Annotated in this window: 13 protein-coding genes; 8 read left to right on the forward strand and 5 right to left on the reverse strand. The window is 68.8% G+C overall.

What is annotated here, in order from left to right; all coding sequences use genetic code 11:
• The first annotated feature begins 339 nt into the window (after positions 1-339).
• From AB8M46_RS38310 to AB8M46_RS38325, 4 genes are all read left to right on the forward strand, one after another.
• Entirely contained in the window at positions 340-5313 is a 4974-nt protein-coding gene (locus AB8M46_RS38310) for an NAD-glutamate dehydrogenase (protein WP_125737492.1), read from the forward strand.
• Complete coding sequence (locus AB8M46_RS38315) at positions 5313-5732, forward strand: thioesterase family protein (protein ID WP_038517375.1); 420 nt, start codon at positions 5313-5315, stop codon at positions 5730-5732. The genes AB8M46_RS38310 and AB8M46_RS38315 overlap by 1 nt, the downstream gene beginning before the upstream one ends.
• Positions 5725-6360, forward strand: a complete 636-nt coding sequence (locus AB8M46_RS38320) for a hypothetical protein (protein WP_037347649.1) — start codon at positions 5725-5727, stop codon at positions 6358-6360. The genes AB8M46_RS38315 and AB8M46_RS38320 overlap by 8 nt, the downstream gene beginning before the upstream one ends.
• Before the next feature lie 63 nt (positions 6361-6423).
• Positions 6424-6702: a hypothetical protein gene (locus AB8M46_RS38325; RefSeq protein ID WP_037347647.1), complete on the forward strand. Its 279-nt coding sequence runs from the start codon at positions 6424-6426 to the stop codon at positions 6700-6702.
• A 74-nt stretch (positions 6703-6776) separates the two neighbouring features.
• Here AB8M46_RS38325 and AB8M46_RS38330 read toward each other — a convergent pair whose 3' ends face one another.
• Positions 6777-7418 carry a DUF305 domain-containing protein gene (locus AB8M46_RS38330; RefSeq protein ID WP_037347646.1) on the reverse strand — a complete coding sequence of 214 codons (642 nt, stop codon included), beginning with the start codon at positions 7416-7418 and terminating at the stop codon, positions 6777-6779.
• 87 nt (positions 7419-7505) lie between these two features.
• On the opposite strand from AB8M46_RS38330, the gene AB8M46_RS38335 reads away from it, so the two are divergent.
• Positions 7506-8960, forward strand: a complete 1455-nt coding sequence (locus tag AB8M46_RS38335) for an LVIVD repeat-containing protein (protein ID WP_394363365.1) — start codon at positions 7506-7508, stop codon at positions 8958-8960.
• Positions 8961-9038: 78 nt separating this feature from the next.
• On the opposite strand, the gene AB8M46_RS38340 is transcribed toward AB8M46_RS38335, so the two are convergent.
• The 3 genes from AB8M46_RS38340 to AB8M46_RS38350 are packed head-to-tail and all read right to left on the reverse strand — an operon-like array spanning position 9039 to position 11985.
• Positions 9039-10592: a glycoside hydrolase family 13 protein gene (locus AB8M46_RS38340; RefSeq protein ID WP_125737487.1), complete on the reverse strand. Its 1554-nt coding sequence runs from the start codon at positions 10590-10592 to the stop codon at positions 9039-9041.
• Positions 10592-10987, reverse strand: coding sequence for a globin (locus tag AB8M46_RS38345; RefSeq protein ID WP_037347639.1), 396 nt, complete (start codon positions 10985-10987; stop codon positions 10592-10594). Before AB8M46_RS38345 ends, AB8M46_RS38340 begins: the two co-directional genes overlap by 1 nt.
• A gap of 20 nt (positions 10988-11007) precedes the next feature.
• Positions 11008-11985 carry a mechanosensitive ion channel family protein gene (locus AB8M46_RS38350; RefSeq protein ID WP_037347637.1) on the reverse strand — a complete coding sequence of 326 codons (978 nt, stop codon included), beginning with the start codon at positions 11983-11985 and terminating at the stop codon, positions 11008-11010.
• A gap of 409 nt (positions 11986-12394) precedes the next feature.
• Here AB8M46_RS38350 and AB8M46_RS38355 point away from each other — a divergent pair, with 409 nt between their 5' ends.
• From AB8M46_RS38355 to AB8M46_RS38365, 3 genes are all read left to right on the forward strand, one after another.
• On the forward strand, positions 12395-12889 hold the full coding sequence (locus tag AB8M46_RS38355; RefSeq protein WP_007034711.1) for an HNH endonuclease: 495 nt from the start codon (positions 12395-12397) through the stop codon (positions 12887-12889).
• 750 nt (positions 12890-13639) lie between these two features.
• A complete protein-coding gene (locus AB8M46_RS38360) occupies positions 13640-13903 on the forward strand; it encodes a hypothetical protein (RefSeq protein ID WP_125737486.1) in 264 nt (87 codons plus the stop codon).
• Positions 13890-14372 carry a DUF5130 family protein gene (locus AB8M46_RS38365; protein WP_037347633.1) on the forward strand — a complete coding sequence of 161 codons (483 nt, stop codon included), beginning with the start codon at positions 13890-13892 and terminating at the stop codon, positions 14370-14372. Before AB8M46_RS38360 ends, AB8M46_RS38365 begins: the two co-directional genes overlap by 14 nt.
• Positions 14373-14456: 84 nt before the next feature.
• On the opposite strand, the gene pepN is transcribed toward AB8M46_RS38365, so the two are convergent.
• Positions 14457-17030: an aminopeptidase N gene (gene pepN, locus AB8M46_RS38370; protein WP_394363366.1), complete on the reverse strand. Its 2574-nt coding sequence runs from the start codon at positions 17028-17030 to the stop codon at positions 14457-14459.
• Positions 17031-17058 lie beyond the last annotated feature (28 nt).

A 17058-nucleotide genomic window follows, 5' to 3' on the forward strand; every position in this document is an offset into this window, starting at 1 on the left:
CGCGGTAGCAAAGGTCCCTTGCTCACCTCGGTGGGAGCCGCGCTCGGCTTGAACGATTCAGCTGGCCAGCTCAGGTCGCCCGTCGGGGCATCACGCGGCAATGGGTGCTGGTCACCCCGGTGCGGCGAGGCGTGGAAGGGTCCGGACAGACCGCCGATGTGACCGGCGAGTAGCTGAACCGATCACGGCGATTCCGGTATCTGAGCAGGGAAATCTTCGACGGGCGGGAATGACCCGGCCTTGTGGAGCCGACTGTCCGGAGCTGTAGGTTGGGTCTGGGCCGGTACAGAGTCGTGCCGGTCGCGGTGTCAATCTCGCTACAGTGGAGAGTTGCCTCAAATGAGCTCGACGGGAGTCTCGTCCCTGCCCGGAAAAGATGTCGGCACCGAGGATGGCGCCCGGCGCCGGTCGGCGAACCCGGAGCAGATCCGGGACGACCTGATCGACGCCGCCGCGGCGTACGCCCCGGAGATCGGCGACCTGATCCGCCTGTACTACCGGCACATCCCGGCCGAAGAGATTCTCGGTGACGACCCGGTCGACCTCGTCGGCGCCGTCCGCTCGCATCTGCAGCTCGCGAAGGACCGGATGCCCGGCCGTCCCGCGGTGCGGTTGCTGAACCCGACGGGCCCCGAAGACGGCTGGACGCGTGAGGCGACCGTGGTGCAGGTCGTCACGGACGACATGCCGTACCTGGTGGATTCCGTCGCGGCCGAGTTCGCGCGGGACGGGGTGCAGGTGCAGCGCATCGTGCACCCCATCGTCGTGGTGAGCCGGGATCTGACCGGTGAGCTGCTGGAGGTCCACCCGGACGCCGACCCGGCAGAGCCGCCGGCGAATTCGGCGGCCGAGTCGTGGATGTACATCGAGATCGACCTGGTCACGGACCCGAACCGCGCCCGCGAGCTGGACAACCGGCTGTCGTCGGTGCTGGGTGACGTCCGCGAGGTCGTCGAGGACACCGACAAGATGACGGAGACGGCGCGCCGTCTCGCCGACGAGCTGGACGGGAACCCGCCGCGGCTGCCCGCCAACGAGGTCGCGGAAGGTGCCCGGCTGCTGCGCTGGCTGGCCGAGGGCCACTTCACTTTCCTGGGCTACCGCCGTTACGAGCTGATCGACAACCCGCACCCGGACAGCGAAGAGCCCGCCCTGCGCGCGGTCCTCGCCACCGGGCTGGGCGTGCTGCGCCAGGACAGCCTGGCCGCGCGCAGCCTCACCGCCGGCCCGGACACCGCGGCCTCCGCGCTCGCGCCGACGCTGCTGGTGCTGACCCAGGCGAGCGCGCCGTCCACCGTGCACCGCCCGGTGTATCCGTACTACGTCGGCGTGAAAACGTTCGACGACAACGGGAACGTCACCGGCGAGCACCGGTTCCTCGGCATGTTCACCACCACCGCGCTGCACGAGAACGTGCTCGACATCCCGGTGGTCTGCAACCGGGTCCGCGAGGTCATCCACCGCGCGGGCTTCCCGATGGAGTCCTTCTCCGGCCAGCGGATGCTCGAAGTCCTGCAGAACTGGCCGCGCGCGGACCTGTTCTCGGCCGACACCGACTCGCTGTACTCGACGACGACGGGCGCGATCACGCTTTCGGATCGCAGACGGCTGCGCCTGTTCCTGCGCCGCGACCCGTACGGCCGTTTCTACTCGTGCCTCGTGTACCTCCCGCGTGACCGCTACACGACCCGTTCGCGGCTCGCGATGCAGGAGGTCCTGCTCGAAGAACTCGAAGGCACGCAACTGGAGTACAGCGCGCGCATCGGCGAGACCGTGCTCGCGCAGGTGCACTTCATCGTGCACACCGATCCGTCGCAGCGCTCCGAACCGGACACCCTGCGCATCCAGGAACGGCTCAACGAAGCCGTGCGCAGCTGGGACGACCGGATGGTCGAAGCGATCCTCGCCGAGCGCCGCGAGCGCGCCGGGGACAGCGGCGTCGCGATCGGCCTGCTGGTCGAGGAGTCCGCGGGCGAGCAGGGGCAGCGGTTCGCCGCGGTGTTCCCCGAGGGCTACAAGGAGGACTTCACCGCGCTCGAAGCGCTGGCGGACCTCCGCGCCCTGGAGTCGCTGACCGACGAGGGCGACCTGTCGATGTCGTTCTACCTGCCGGCCGACGCCGAGGCGGGGGAGCGGCGCTTCAAGCTGTACCTGCGCGGAGAGGGCGTCACCCTGTCCCAGGTGCTCCCGGTCCTGCAGCGGATGGGTGTCGAGGTCGTCGACGAGCGGCCGTACGAACTGCGCCGCGAGGACGGCGGCCGGTCCTGGATCTACGACTTCGGCCTGCGGATCGACCCGCAGGTCCTCGATCACGCGGACAGCGACCTGCGCACCCGCTTCCAGGACGCCTTCCACGCCGCCTGGCGCGGCGACTGCGAGGTCGACGGCTTCAACGGTCTCGTCCTGCGCGCCGGGCTCACCTGGCGCCAGGCGGCCATCCTGCGGGCCTATTCGCGGTACCTGCGCCAGACGAAGATCCCGTTCTCGCAGGAGTACATCGAGAACACCGTCCTCGCGCACACCGACATCGCCACCGCGCTGGTGCGGCTGTTCGAGACCCGCTTCGACCTCGCGCTCGGCGACGAGGCGCGCGCGTCGCAGGCCGATCAGCTCACCACCGAGATCGGCAAGCTGGTCGACGAGGTGACGAGCCTCGACGAGGACCGGATCCTGCGGCGGCTGATGTCGGTCATCCTCGCCACGTTGCGGACGAACTACCACGTCACCGACGAGGACGGGAACTCCCGCCCGTACCTGGCGCTCAAACTCGACCCGAGCGCGGTGCCCGAGCTGCCCGAGCCTCGGCCGAAGTACGAGATCTTCGTGTACTCGCCCCGCATCGAGGGTGTGCACCTGCGCTTCGGCGATGTCGCGCGCGGTGGCCTGCGGTGGTCCGACCGCCGGGAGGACTTCCGCACGGAGATCCTCGGCCTGGTCAAGGCGCAGGCGGTCAAGAACGCGGTCATCGTGCCTGTCGGCGCGAAGGGCGGCTTCGTCGTGAAGCGCCCGCCGACGGCCACGGGCGACCCCGGCCTGGACCGCGACGCCCAGCTGAACGAGGGCATCGCCTGCTACCGGATGTTCATCTCCGGCCTGCTCGACGTGACCGACAACCGCGTCGAGGGCAAGACCGTCCCGGCGCCGCGCGTGGTCCGCCACGACGGCGACGACAGCTACCTCGTGGTCGCCGCGGACAAGGGCACCGCGAAGTTCTCCGACATCGCGAACGAGGTCTCGGCGAACTACGGGTTCTGGCTCGGCGACGCCTTCGCGTCCGGTGGCTCGGTCGGCTACGACCACAAGGCCATGGGCATCACCGCGAAGGGCGCTTGGGAGAGCGTCAAACGCAACTTCCGCGAGCTGGGCAAGGACACCCAGACCGAGGACTTCACCGTCGTCGGCATCGGCGACATGATGGGTGACGTCTTCGGCAACGGGATGCTGCTCTCGAAGCACATCCGCCTCGTGGCCGCTTTCAACCACATGCACATCTTCCTCGACCCGAACCCGGATTCGGCGACGTCGTTCGCCGAGCGGCGCAGGCTGTTCGATCTGCCTCGTTCGTCGTGGGAGGACTACGACCGCTCGCTGATCAGCGAGGGCGGCGGGATCTACTCGCGGTCGGCGAAGACGATCCCGGTCAGCCCGCAGGTCCGCGAGGCGCTCGGCCTCGGTGAGGACGTCACGAAGCTGGCGCCCAACGACCTGATGCAGGCGATCCTGCTGGCGCCGGTCGAGCTGCTGTGGAACGGCGGCATCGGCACCTACGTCAAGGCCGAGAACGAGACCCACGCGGACGCGGGCGACAAGGCCAACGACGCCCTGCGCGTCAACGGCAACCAGCTCCGCGTCAAGGTCGTCGGCGAGGGCGGGAACCTGGGCCTGACCCAGCTCGGCCGGATCGAGTTCGCCCGCGCGGGCGGCAAGATCAACACCGACGCGCTCGACAACTCCGCCGGCGTGGACTGCTCCGACCACGAGGTCAACATCAAGATCCTGCTGGACCACCTGGTCTCGACCGGATCGCTGGACGCCGAGCAGCGCAACGAACTGCTCGAGCAGATGACCGACGAGGTCGGCGAGCTGGTGCTGGCCGACAACTACCGGCAGAACGCGGTGCTCGGGGTCAGCCGGGCGCACGCCGGCCCGATGGTCTCGGTGCACCAGCGGCTCGTCGCGGCGCTGGTCGCGAAGGGTGCCTTCGACCGTAAGCTCGAAGCGCTGCCGAGTTCGGCGGAGTTCCGCGCGCTGGAGAAGGCGGGCGAGGGTCTCACCTCGCCGGAACTGGCGACGCTGCTCGCGCACGTCAAGCTCGACCTCAAGGACGAGCTGCTGGCCAGCGAACTGCCGGACTCCGAGGTGTTCTCGCGCCGCCTGCCCGAGTACTTCCCGAAGCCGCTTCGGGAGCGCTTCGGCGACGCGATCTTCCAGCACCCGCTGAAGCGCGAGATCATCACGACGATGGTGGCCAACGAGGTCGTCGACGGCGCCGGGATCTCGTACGTCTTCCGCCTGATGGAGGAGATGAACGCGACCGCGACCGACGCCGTCCGCGCGTACGCCGTGGTCACCCACGTGTACGACCTGCCCTCGCTGTGGGCCCAGATCGACGCGCTGGACAACGTCGTGCCGACCGAGGTCGCCGACGAGATGATGCTGGAGACCCGCAGGCTGCTCGACCGCGCCGCCCGCTGGTTCCTCACCAACCGGCCGCAGCCGCTGGCCCCGCTCGCCGAGATCAACCGGTTCGGCCGGGTCGTCGGCGAGCTGGCCCCGAGGGCGCACGAACTGCTTCGCGGTGTCGAGTGCGCTTCGGTGGACGCGAACACCGAGCGGCTGATCGGGAAGGGCGTCCCGGCGGAACTCGCCGGACGGGTGGCGCTGCTGCTGCACACCTACGGCCTGCTCGACGTCACCGATGTCGCGGAGCTGGCCGAGCAGCAGGCGGGGATCGACGCGGTGCACACGCCGACGGAGACGGCGGGCCTGTACTACGCGCTTTCCGACCACCTCGGCATCGACAAGATGCTGACGTCGATCAGTGGTCTCGAACGCGGCAACCGCTGGCACGCGCTCGCGCGGCTGGCGCTGCGGGACGACGTCTACGGTTCCCTGCGGACGATCACGCTGGACGCCTTGCGGCACAGCGATTCGGGCACCGACCCGGACGAGAAGATCGCCCACTGGGAGAAGACGAACGCCTCGAGGCTGCAGCGGGCCCGGGTCGCGCTGGACGAGATCAGCCAGTTCGGCAAGCTCGACCTGGCGACGCTGTCGGTGGCGGCGAGGCAGATCCGGAGCACGGTGAGGTAGTGAGCTACATTTCCCTGATCCGGCCGCGCTGGTCGGATATGGACGTCTACGGGCACGTCAACCACGCGAACATGGTGACCCTGCTCGAAGAGGCACGGATCCCGCTGTTGTTCGGGGACGCCGTCCGCGCCGGGCTCACCGAACTGCCGAAGGGCATCGTGGTGGTGAAGCTGGCCGTCCATTACCGTTCGCCGATCGTGGTGTCCGATCAGGACATCCGGGTGGAGATCTCGTTGAAGGACTTGAAGCACGCCAGCTTCACCCTCGGCTACCGGGTGCATTCCGGGCCTGCCGAGGCCGACAAGGTCGCGGTCACCGCCGAGACGGTGCTCGCGCCGTTCGACACCGCGTCCGAGCGGCCCCGCCGGCTGACCGAGGACGAACGTGCCTTCCTGGAGAAGGGGTTCGCGGATGCCTGAGCTCGTCATCCCGGACGCGGGCGACCGCGAAACGCTCGGCGCGTTCGTGGCAAGGGCGGTCCGGCTCGACCAGAACACGCTGGTGCGGTTGCGGCAGCGGGGTGACGGTGTCGTCGAGGCGTGGTGCGCGACGCCGTTCGAGGTCCTGGCCACCAGGGCCGTCGCCGGTGACATCACGCCGTCGGACATCACCGTGTCCGGGAACGAGCTGCTCGCCGCGCTGACCGTCGCCGGTGGCGAGCGGATGGATCCGGGCCCCGCCCGCGATCTGATGTGGCATTCCGAGCTGCCCGCGCCGGGCCGCTGGCAGCTGGTGGACGAATTGCCGGCGACGGTGATCTCCGAGCTGGCCGATCGCGGGGTCACCCTCGCGCGCGACAACGTGGGCCCGCACGGCACGCCGCCCGCGTCGCTGATGGACCAGGCGGTGCTCACCGTTTCGGGCAACGAGCTGGAGATCAAGGTCCAGATGCGGTGCCTGTTCGCGTTGTCGGGGATGGGTTTCGTGGACTCGTCGATCGACGGCGACGTCGTCCGGGTGACCGCGACGGATTCGTGGATGCGCATCGACGCCCGGTACGGCGCCGTCCTCAAACGCCGCCACGCGCTCCTGCCGCTGCTGTTCTGACGGGTTTCTTACCGCATGACGCCGCGGGTGGCTTCCGGCCGCCCGCGGCGTCATGCTGTCTCCATGAACGACAAGGACGGGGACGACCCGACCGCGGACTTCCTCGCCGAGGTCCGGCCGGAGGAGACGCCGTGGCGGACCGAGCGCCCGCCGGGTGAGGAGGCGCCCGAACGCGCCGAACGCCCGGAGAAGTGGGGCCGCGCCAAGAGCGCCGGACGGGCCGCGGCGAAGGCGGCGCCCTACGTCCAGGCCGCCGCGCTGGCGACCTGGATCGTCTCGGGCACCCTCGATGACGACTCCGGCGACTCCGGTTTCGGCGACATGGGCTCCGGCGACGCCTGACTCCCGCGTTTCGTCCTCTGAATGCGGTAGTTGGCGTTACGAACTACCGCATTCAGAGGACGAAACGCGAGGGATCAGAGCTTTCCGCGCATCGCTTTCATGCGCTCGATCTCGGCGGTCTGTCCGGTGATGACCTCCTGCGCCATCTCCTGCGCCTTGATCTCCACGCCCTTGCCGAGCTGGGCTTCGGCCATGGTCAGCGCGCCCTGGTGATGCGCGATCATCAGGTCGAGGAACAGCTTTTCGAACGCCGCCCCGTTCGCCGCGCGCAGATCCGCCAGCTGGGCCTCGGTCGCCATCCCCGGCATGAGCGCGTGATCGTGCCCGCCCCCGTGGCCCGCGTGCCCTTCGCCCGGCACCGGCTTGCCGCGATCGGCCAGCCAGGTCTTCATCATCGCGATCTCGCCGTCCTGCGCGACGGAGATCCGCCCGGCGATCGCCCGGATCTGCTCGTTGGCCGTCTTGCCCGGCACCAGGTCGGTCATCACCTTCGCCTGCTGATGGTGGGGGATCATCATCGTCATGTACTCGACGTCGGCCTCGTTGGGCTGATCGCGGTTCACCGGACCGCGGGAGCCGGTGCTCGCCTGTTCGCCGGGTTTGCCGGGGGCGATCACCGGCGCGCTCTGGGCCGGGGCGGCGGGCTCCGCGTCACCGGTGCAGCCCGAGACGAGGAAAGCGGCGGCGACCAGCGCCGATGTCAAACTTTTTCGCATCCCGGGAGTTCCTCCGTTGGTCGGTATCTGCTGAGCCTAAATAAGGAATAAGGTGCGCGTAAAGCTGGGTGGAAGGAGAGCCATATCGTGCTGCAGCCTGGGCTGAAACGTCGCTTGACCAGGGTCTTCGTGTCGGCGGCCGCGGTCGCCGCACTCGGGGCCTCCAGTGCGCTCGCCGCGCCGGCCGTCGTCGCCGAACCGTCGGCGGCCGCGATCCCGGGTGTGGACGAGATCGTCCACAGCCCGAATCTCCGGTCGATCGCGAACGTCCCGCAGCAGGGACCGTTCACCAAGGACTCGACCGGCACCGACATCGCGTTCACCAAGGGTCACGCGATCATCGGTACCTACGACGGGTTCAACGTCTTCGACGTCCGCAACCCGTACCGCCCGAAGATCGTCAGCCAGGTCCTGTGCCCCGGCGGGCAGAACGACGTGTCGATCTCCGGGGACCTGCTCTTCCTGTCGACCGACTCGTCGCGCAGCGACAACTCGTGCAACAGCGTCGCGAAGCCCGCGTCGGAGAAGTCGGCGTGGGAGGGCATCAAGATCTTCGACATCTCGAACCTCGCGGCGCCGAAGTACGTCGCGGCGATCGAGACCGACTGCGGTTCGCACACCAACACCCTGGTGCCGGACAAGCGCGGCAAGGACGTCTACATCTACGTCTCGTCGTACGCGCCGGCGGCGAATCTGCCCGACTGCCAGCCGCCGCACGACAAGCTGTCCATCATCAAGGTCCCGGTGAAGGACCCGGCGAAGGCCGCGCTGGTCGCGACGCCGGTGCTGTTCCCGGACGGCGGCAACGAAGGCGGCACCAACCCCGACGGCACCCGCCGCTCGGCGACCACCGGTTGCCACGACCTCACGGCGCTGCCGGAGAAGGACCTGATGGCCGGTGCCTGCATGGGTGACGGCGTCCTGCTCGACATCTCCGACCGGCTCAAGCCGCGGGTCATCAACCGGGTCCAGGACAACGTGAACTTCGCGTTCTGGCACAGCGCCACCTTCAACAACGACGCCACCAAGATCGTCTTCACCGACGAACTCGGCGGCGGCGGGATGGCGACCTGCCTGGAGAAGTTCGGCTCCACCCGCGGTGCCAACGGCATCTACCAGATCACCGGCCGCGGCGACGAGCGCAAGCTGGAGTTCGTCAGCTACTACAAGATCCCGCGGCTGCAGTCCGAGACCGAGAACTGCGTGGCGCACAACGGTTCGCTGATCCCGGTGCCGGGCAAGGACATCATGGTCCAGTCCTGGTACCAGGGCGGTGTCTCGGTGTGGGACTTCACCGACGCGAAGAACCCGAAGGAGATCGCGTTCTGGGAGCGGGGCCCGCTCTCGAACGAGAAGCTCGTCGGCGGCGGGACGTGGTCGACGTACTGGTACAACGGCTACATCTTCTCGTCCGACATCGTGAAGGGCCTGGACGTCCTGGACCTCAACGACTGGCGGACCTTCCCGGCGAAGCTCGTCCGGCAGAACCAGTTCAACGCCCAGACGCAGTACAAGCTGCACCCGGGCTTCAACAACAACTGACCCGGTAACGCGCCATGAAAGGTCCTTTCCTTGCAAAATTTGCAAGGAAAGGACCTTTCATGGCACGCGGGGGAGGGCTCAGACGAGCCAGGCGGCCGCGTCCGGCGGCAGTTTCCCGTTCACCAACGGCACGCTCGACAGCAGCACCTCGCCCGGCGGCAACGCGATCGGGCTCGCCGACGTGTTCAGCGCGCAGACCAGCCCGCCGCCACGCCGCCGGAACGCGAAACAGCCGGCCGGGGCGCCGTACCACTCCAGCTCGTCCCCGCGGAAAGCCTGGTGCGACTTGCGGATCTCGATCGCCCGCCGGTACAGCGAGAGCGTCGACGCCGGATCCTCGAGCTGCGCTTCGACGGTCACCGGCGCCCACGAGGCGGGCATCGGCAGCCACGTCCTCGGATTGCGCGAGAAACCGAACGGCGGCAGGTCGCCTTCCCACGGCAGCGGCACGCGTGACGCGTCCCGGCCGAACTCGGCACCGGAGATCTTGGCGCGCGGGTCCGCGACCGCGTCGGGCGGGATGTCGACGTTGCCGAGCCCCAGTTCCTCGCCGTTGTACAGATAGACCGCACCGGGCAGCGCCAGCTCGACGAGCGCCATCGCCCTGGCGCGCCGGACACCGCGTTCACCGCCGCCGTACCGGCTGACCTGCCGCCAGACGTCGTGGTTGCTCAACGTCCAGGTGGCGGGCGCCCCGGCGGCTTTCGGCACCGCCAGGGACCGCTCGATGGCCGTCCGCAGCGCGTCCGCGTCGAAATGCGTGAGCACGAGCCGGAAGTTGAACGCCAGGTGCAGCTCGTCCGGCCGCAGATAGCGGGCGAGGCGTTCCTCGTCGGTCACCCAGATCTCGCCGACGGCCATGGTGCCCGGGTATTCGTCGAGCACCTTGCGGATCATCTGGTGGATCTCGTGGACGCGGTCGTTGTCGAAGCGCGGATCGTAGAACTCGCTCGGCCCCAGCGGGTTCACCCGCGGGTCCATGTCCGGCAGGCCCGGCGGTTTCGCCATACCGTGCGCGACGTCGATGCGGAACCCGTCCACGCCGTGATCAAGCCAGAACCGCAGCGTCCGCTCCAGATCGGCGGCGACCTCGTGGTTGGCCCAGTTCAGATCCGGTTGCTGCGGCGAGAACAGGTGCAGGTACCACTGGCCGTCCGGCACCCGGGTCCACGCCGGGCCGCCGAACGAGCTGACCCAGTTGTTCGGCGGCTGGTCGCCGCGCGGGCCGAGCCCGTCACGGAAGATGTAGCGATCCCGCTCCGGGCTGCCCGGCGGCGCCGCCATCGCCGATTTGAACCAGGCGTGGGTGTTGCTGGTGTGGTTGGGGACGACGTCGACGGTGACCTTGATGCCGCGTTTGTGCGCCTCGGTCAGCAGGACGTCGAAATCGCCGAGCGTGCCGAACATCGGGTCGACGTCGCGCGGGTCGGCGATGTCGTAGCCGTGATCGGCCATGGGGGAGCGGTAGAACGGCGTCAGCCACAGCGCGTCGACCCCGAGCAGCTCCAGATACCCGAGCTTGCCGCGGATGCCTTCGAGGTCACCGACGCCGTCCCCGTCCGAATCGGCGAACGAGCGCACGTAGACCTGGTAGAAGACCGCCTGGGCCCACCAAGCCACGTCGCGTTCCATCACACGAAACTGTTCATCATGCTGTTGGCGGCCATCTCCAGGTACGCCCACAGCTGCCCGCGGTAGGGCTCCTCGATGTGCTCCTCGTCGACCGCGATCTTGATGCAGCGCAGCCAGGCGTCGCGTTCGATCGGGCCGATCTTGAACGGGGCGTGCCGCATCCGCAGCCGCGGGTGACCGCGCTGGTCGGAGTAGGTGTGCGGGCCGCCCCAGTACTGCATGAGGAACAGCCGGAAACGCTCCTCGGCCGGGCCGAGGTCCTCCTCCGGATACAGCGGGCGAAGCACCTCGTCGACCGCCACTTCGGCGTAGAACCGCGCGACGATCCGGGTGAACACCGGTTCGCCGCCGATGGCTTCGTACAAGGTGGTGGGATCAGGTTCGGTCACGGACACAGCTCCATTCTGCCCTTGTCCTACTGCGAGGCCGGGCCGGACGACATAAAGCGCCCCAGAGGTGGCTCGAAGCCGGCTTCGTCGAGCGCGGCGAGCAGGTGTGCCCGCAGCGCGCGCTGCACGGCCCACTGCTTGCCCGGCCGGACCTTCACCGTCAGCCGGAGCTTGATGCCTTCGGGCGTGACGGTTTCCACACCGAGCATCTCCGGCGGTTCCAGCACGTTCGGGGAGAGGCTTTCGCTCTCCAGGAGCGTCTTCGCCTTCTCGGCCATCAGTTCGGTGGCCTTCTCGACGTCGGCGGAGTAGCTGAGCGGGACGTCGACGACGGCCACCGCGAAGCCCTGGCTCGAGTTGCCGACCCGCAGCACCTCGCCGTTGCGGACGTACCAGACGGTGCCATTGATGTCACGCAGGGTGGTGATCCGGAGGCCGACGGCCTCGACGGTGCCGGACGCCTCGCCGACGTCGACGACGTCACCGACGCCGTACTGGTCCTCGATCATCATGAACATCCCGGACAGGAAGTCCTTGACCAGGTTCTGCGCGCCGAATCCGAGCGCCACGCCGACGATGCCCGCCGAAGCGATGATCGGTGCGAGGTCGATACCCAGTTCGCCCAGCACCAGGATGAACGCGAGGCCGTAGATCAGGAACGTGGCCATCGACTTGAGCACCGAGCCGATGGTGGCGGCGCGCTGACGGCGCCGTTCCATCACCGCCGACCCGAGCACTTCGGGAGCCTTCTCCCGCAGCGGTCTCAACAGGGCGGGCAGTTTCGACGATCCGCTCGGCATCCGCGTCACGCGGTTGATCAGGCGCCGCACCAGGTACCGCAGCAGGAACGCCACGGCGACGATCATCAGGATCCGAAGCGGCTTCGTCAGCAGCCAGCCCGCGGACGCGGAGAGCCATTCGTTCTTTGTGACCTGGAACACCTGGTAGCACAGGCTCCCGGCTTCGCGCGTGCAGGCCGGGGGTTCGGTGGGCAGCAGGTTCACGGAGAGGAAATGTCCTTTCGTACTCGGCGGGGATCGGTCACGCCACACGCCCCGGCGGATGCGAAACACCCAACTTCATGTGGCCGCCGGGTCGCGCGCATGTGACACGTCCAGTAACACACGTGCACTTTGGGGCTGATCTGTGGTCGACTATGCCTGCACCGGTGGAGGTGGTCGAGTGCCAGACCGACAACCCATCCCCCTCGGCGTCCCGAGCCAAGCCGTGGCCGGACAGGCGCCGGAGGTCGTGTTGCGCGCCCATCCGGGAGGTGCCCCCTCGCACGGGGCCCCACCGGGCGGGCCGGGAACGCGGCCAGGGGGTGTTGCCCGCCCGCCCGGACAGCGTAGAGGGCGGGATCCGTCGACTACGGCGGCACCCACTACGACTTCGTGGGGCCGCAGACGGGTATTGCTGTTGAACGCCACGTTCGAACCGCTCACGGCGCTGCCGTTGCGGCGCGCGGTGGTCCTCGTGATGTGCGGCAAGGCCGAGGTGGTGCACGGAGACCCGGCGGGGCTCGAACTGCACGCCGCCACGGTCTCGCTGCCCGTGCCTTCGGTGATCCGGCTGAGTACCTACGTGCGCGTGCCCTACCGCGCGCAGGTGCCGCTGACCCGGGCCGGGCTGATGCACCGCGACCGGTACCGCTGCGCCTACTGCGGAGGGCGGGCCGAGACCATCGACCACGTCGTCCCGCGCAGTCGCGGAGGGCCTCACAGCTGGACGAACTGCGTGGCGTGTTGCGCCAAGTGCAACCACCGGAAGGCGGACAAGCTGCTTTCCGAGATCGGCTGGCGCCTGCGCGTCGTGCCGAGGGCCCCGCACGGGCCGCACTGGCGGCTGCTCGCGCATTCGAAGGAGGCCGACCCGTTGTGGCGGCCGTACCTGGGAACCGCGGCCTGATCCGACCATGAACACGTCGGCGCCCCGGCTGCCTTTCGGCGGCCGGGGCGGGCCGATGACGCCGTGGTGAAGCTCGTTACGAGTACGCCGTTCCCCTACAAACCGGTCGCGCTCGGACTCAGGCGGCGAGAGAGAAGTCGCTCTGGCAGGTGACGCGGGTGCCACGGGTGACCCGGGTGCCGCGAGTGACACGCGTGCCGCAGGTGACGCGGGTGCCCGCCGTCACGCGGGTGCCACGGGTGACTCGCGTGCCACGGGTGACGCGGGTTCCGGCGGTGACGCGGGTGCCACGCGTGACGCGGGTTCCGCGGGTGACCCGGGTGCCGGCGGTGACCCGCGTACCGCGAGTGACGCGAGTACCGCGCGTAACCCGTGTGCCCGCCGTCACACGCGTACCGGGGACGAATCCAATTTCGAAGAGTGACGAAATGTCGTCGATGATCGCCTGGCCGGGTGTCTGGGTGCTCTGCATGACATATCCTCCTGCGACCGGTGCGTTACCTGCTGGGGTGGGGGAGCTGGGCGCAAGGCCCGTACAGGTGAAAAAGCTACGAGGATTTCAAGGCCGCGACAAGACGACAGCGCCGGGTGCGGCCGCCCGTACGTTGAGTTGCAACCTTTCGGCCTTGCGGGCTTCGCCCCAACGTGGGAGCGCTTTCGCGGCAAGCGGCGGACGGCCACCTGAGGACGATGAGCGGTAGGGGCCGTGCGAGCGGGTGCGGCCACACGCCATCGGATACGCTCACGCGCGTGAACCTTGTCGAGACGATCCTGGTCTTCGCGGTGATCCCCTTGGCCATCTACGCGCTGTGCGGGGTGGCCACGCTGCGGTCGAAGGGCGCGGGCGTCGCCCGGTACCGGCCGGGGCAGCCGTGGGAGTACCCGGCCATGTGGTGGAGCGCCAACCCCGAAGGTGTCGGCGCGAGGCATTCGCACGCGAACGAGGGCGGCGCGACCGCCGTCGTCGCCGCGGACGGAGCGACGGTGACGGGAGGCGCTCGTGGCAACTGGTGAACTGACCCATTCGTCCACCGCTGTTGACGAAGAGCCCGGTTACGGCGCCGCCGTTACCTCGAGCGGCCGGATTTCCGCCGCCAAGATGTACGAACCGGCTGGTCCGATCAGCCCATTCACGACCCAGCAGCTCGCCCGGCTGGACGAGGCGCTGACGCTCGCCAGCCGTGAGACCGGCCTGGACTTCAGTGTGTACCTGGGCGACCTCGGCGAGGACACCCGTGCCACCGCCGAAGGGCTGCTGGCCTCGACGGACAACGCGGCCGACGGTGTCGTCATCGCCGTGTCGCCCGGCCAGCGGGCGATCGAGATCGTGACGGGCTCGCAGGCCCGGCACCGTCTGCCCGACCGCGGCGCGAAGCTCGCCGTGGCCAGCATGGTGGCCTCGTTCAAGGAAGGCGACCTCGTCGGTGGCCTCGTGAACGCCCTCCGCATGCTGAGCGACCAGGCGGGCGCTCCGCAGCACTGACGCTCTTCACAGGTCCCTGAATGCTATGAACGGGCCGTTCCTTGCAAGATTTGCAAGGAACGGCCCGTTCATAGCGTTACGGGACTAGTTGCCGGCCTGCGAGTCGAACTCACGGGCGGCCAGCGCCCGCACGATCCCGGCCCGGCCTTCCGACACGAGACGGCGCAGCGCCGCCGGGTGTTCCCCGGCCAGCCACTCGTCCGACGCCGTGACGGTCGCCGGCTCGACGGCCCACGACGGGTACAGCCCGACCACGGTCGGCTGCGCCCGCTCGCTGGAGCGCCGCTGCCACACCTCGTCGATGATCTCGAAGTAGCGCGTCACGTAGTCGCCCAGCAGGTGCTTCTGGCCCGGGTGGGAGAAGCCGGTGATGAGCGAGTCGCTGACCGCGTTGGGCAGCTCGTCGTCGTACACCGCCCGCTGCCACGCGTCGGCCTTCGCCTCGGCGGTCGGCCGCAGCGCCCGCGAGCGCTCCGCCTGGCGCCGTCCGGCGGCGGTGTCGTCCTTGCCGAGTTCCGCGTCGATCTCGGGGTTCTCCGCCTTGCCGTGCGCGACCAGCGCGTGCAGCAGCCGCCAGCGCAGGTCGGTGTCGACGGTCAGGCCCTCCAGCGGCGCCGTGCCGTCCAGCCAGCCCGCGATGATCGCCAGCGTCTTGTCGTCGAGCACGCATCCGGCGAGCGAGTTCACGAACGCGAGCTGGTGGTCCGAACCGGCCTCGGCGCCCTGCGCCAGCTCCAGCAGCCGCGCGGAGAACTCCGGCCAGCCCTTGTCCGCCGCCCACTCCGGCTTCGCGTACGAGTTCAGCGCCGTCTGCGCCTGCAGCAGCAGCCGCTGCACCACGCCGACCTCGGTCTCGGTGTGCACGCCGCGCTGCACCAGCGTGACGAAGTCGCGGGCCTTGAGCTCGGCTTCACGCGTCATCTCCCACGCCGCCGACCAGCACAGCGTGCGGGGCAGCGGTTCGGTGATGTCGGCGATGCGGTCGATCAGCGTGGTCAGCGACGCCGGGTCGAGCCGCATCGTGCAATAGGTCAGGTCGTCGTCGTTGACCAGCACGAGCTTGCCCGCCGGGAGCCCGACCAGCCCCGGCACCTCGGTGCGCTCGCCGTCCACGTCGAGCTCGACGCGGTGCTTGCGGACGATCTTGCCGTTCTCGTCCTCGTCGTAGACGCCGACCGCGACGCGGTGGGTGCGCAGCTCACCGGCACCCGGCTTGGCGCCGGTCTGCGTGACGGCGAACGCGGTGTACGTGCCGTCGGCGCCGACCTCGTAGCGCGGGCTCAGCGAATTGAGACCGGTGGTCTCCAGCCACTGCGCGCTCCACCACGACAGGTCGCGGCCCGAGGCCTCTTCCAGCGCGCCCAGCAGGTCCGCCAGGGTCGCGTTGCCCCAGGCGTGCTTGCCGAAGTAGACCTTGAGGCCTTCGAGGAAGTGCTCCAGCCCGACATAGGCGACGAGCTGCTTGAGGACGCTCGCGCCCTTGGCGTAGGTGATGCCGTCGAAGTTCACCTCGACCGCGTGCAGGTCGACGATGTCCGCGGCGATCGGGTGCGTCGAGGGCAGCTGGTCCTGCCGGTACGCCCACGACTTCTCGATGTTCGCGAAACTGGTCCACGCGTTCTTGTACTCGGTGGCCTCGGCCTGGGCCAGCACGCTCGCGAAGGTCGCGAACGACTCGTTCAGCCACAGGTCGTCCCACCAGCGCATGGTGACCAGGTCGCCGAACCACATGTGCGCCATCTCGTGCAGCAGCGTCTCGGCGCGGCGCTCGTAGGCGTAGCGGGTGACCCGGCTGCGGAAGACGTAGTCCTCCAGGAAGGTGACCGCGCCGGCGTTCTCCATCGCGCCCGCGTTGAACTCCGGCACGAACAGCTGGTCGTACTTGGAGAACGGGTACGGGGTCGCGAACTTCTCGTGGTAGAAGGCGAAACCCTGCTTGGTCTCGGTGAACAGCTTGTCCGCGTCCATGTGCTCGGCGAGCGAGGCGCGGCAGTAGATGCCCAGCGGGATCGTGCGGTGTTCGTCGGAGAATTCGTCGCGCCACTCGCTGTACGGGCCGGCGATCAGCGCGACCAGGTACGTCGAGATCCGCTCGGACACCTTGAAGACGGTGCGGACGGCCCCTTCCGGGGTCTCCTCCGTCGATTCGACCAGCGCGTTCGAGACGACCTTCCAGTCCTTCGGCGCGATCACGGTGAGCCGGTAGACCGACTTGAGGTCGGGCTGGTCGAAGCAGGCGAACATGCGCTTCGCGTCCGCGGTCTCGAACTGCGTGTAGAGGTAGACGCCGTCGTCGACCGGGTCGACGAACCGGTGCAGGCCCTCGCCGGTGTTCATGTACCGGCAGACCGCGTCCACGACGAGCTCGTTCGACTCGGCGAGCCCGGGCAGCTCGACGCCCTTGTCCTCGACGTACCCGCTGACGTCGAGGTCCGTCCCGTTGAGGACGGCCGACTCGATCCCCTCGGCGACGATGTCGACCCACGACGCTTCGCCGCTTCTGGCGCTCGCGAACTTGATCGTCGTCTTCGACGTGAAGGTCTTCTCACCGGGACCGCCACGGCCGTCGGTCAGATCCAGCTCGATGTCGTAGGACTCGACGTCGAGCAGATCCGCGCGCAGCTTGGCTTGGTCTCGGGTCAGGTTGGGGGCGGGCACTGGCACCTCTGGTCATCGGTATCGGTTT

The organism is Amycolatopsis sp. SB7-3 (assembly GCF_041021335.1).
Lineage (GTDB): Bacteria > Actinomycetota > Actinomycetes > Mycobacteriales > Pseudonocardiaceae > Amycolatopsis > Amycolatopsis japonica.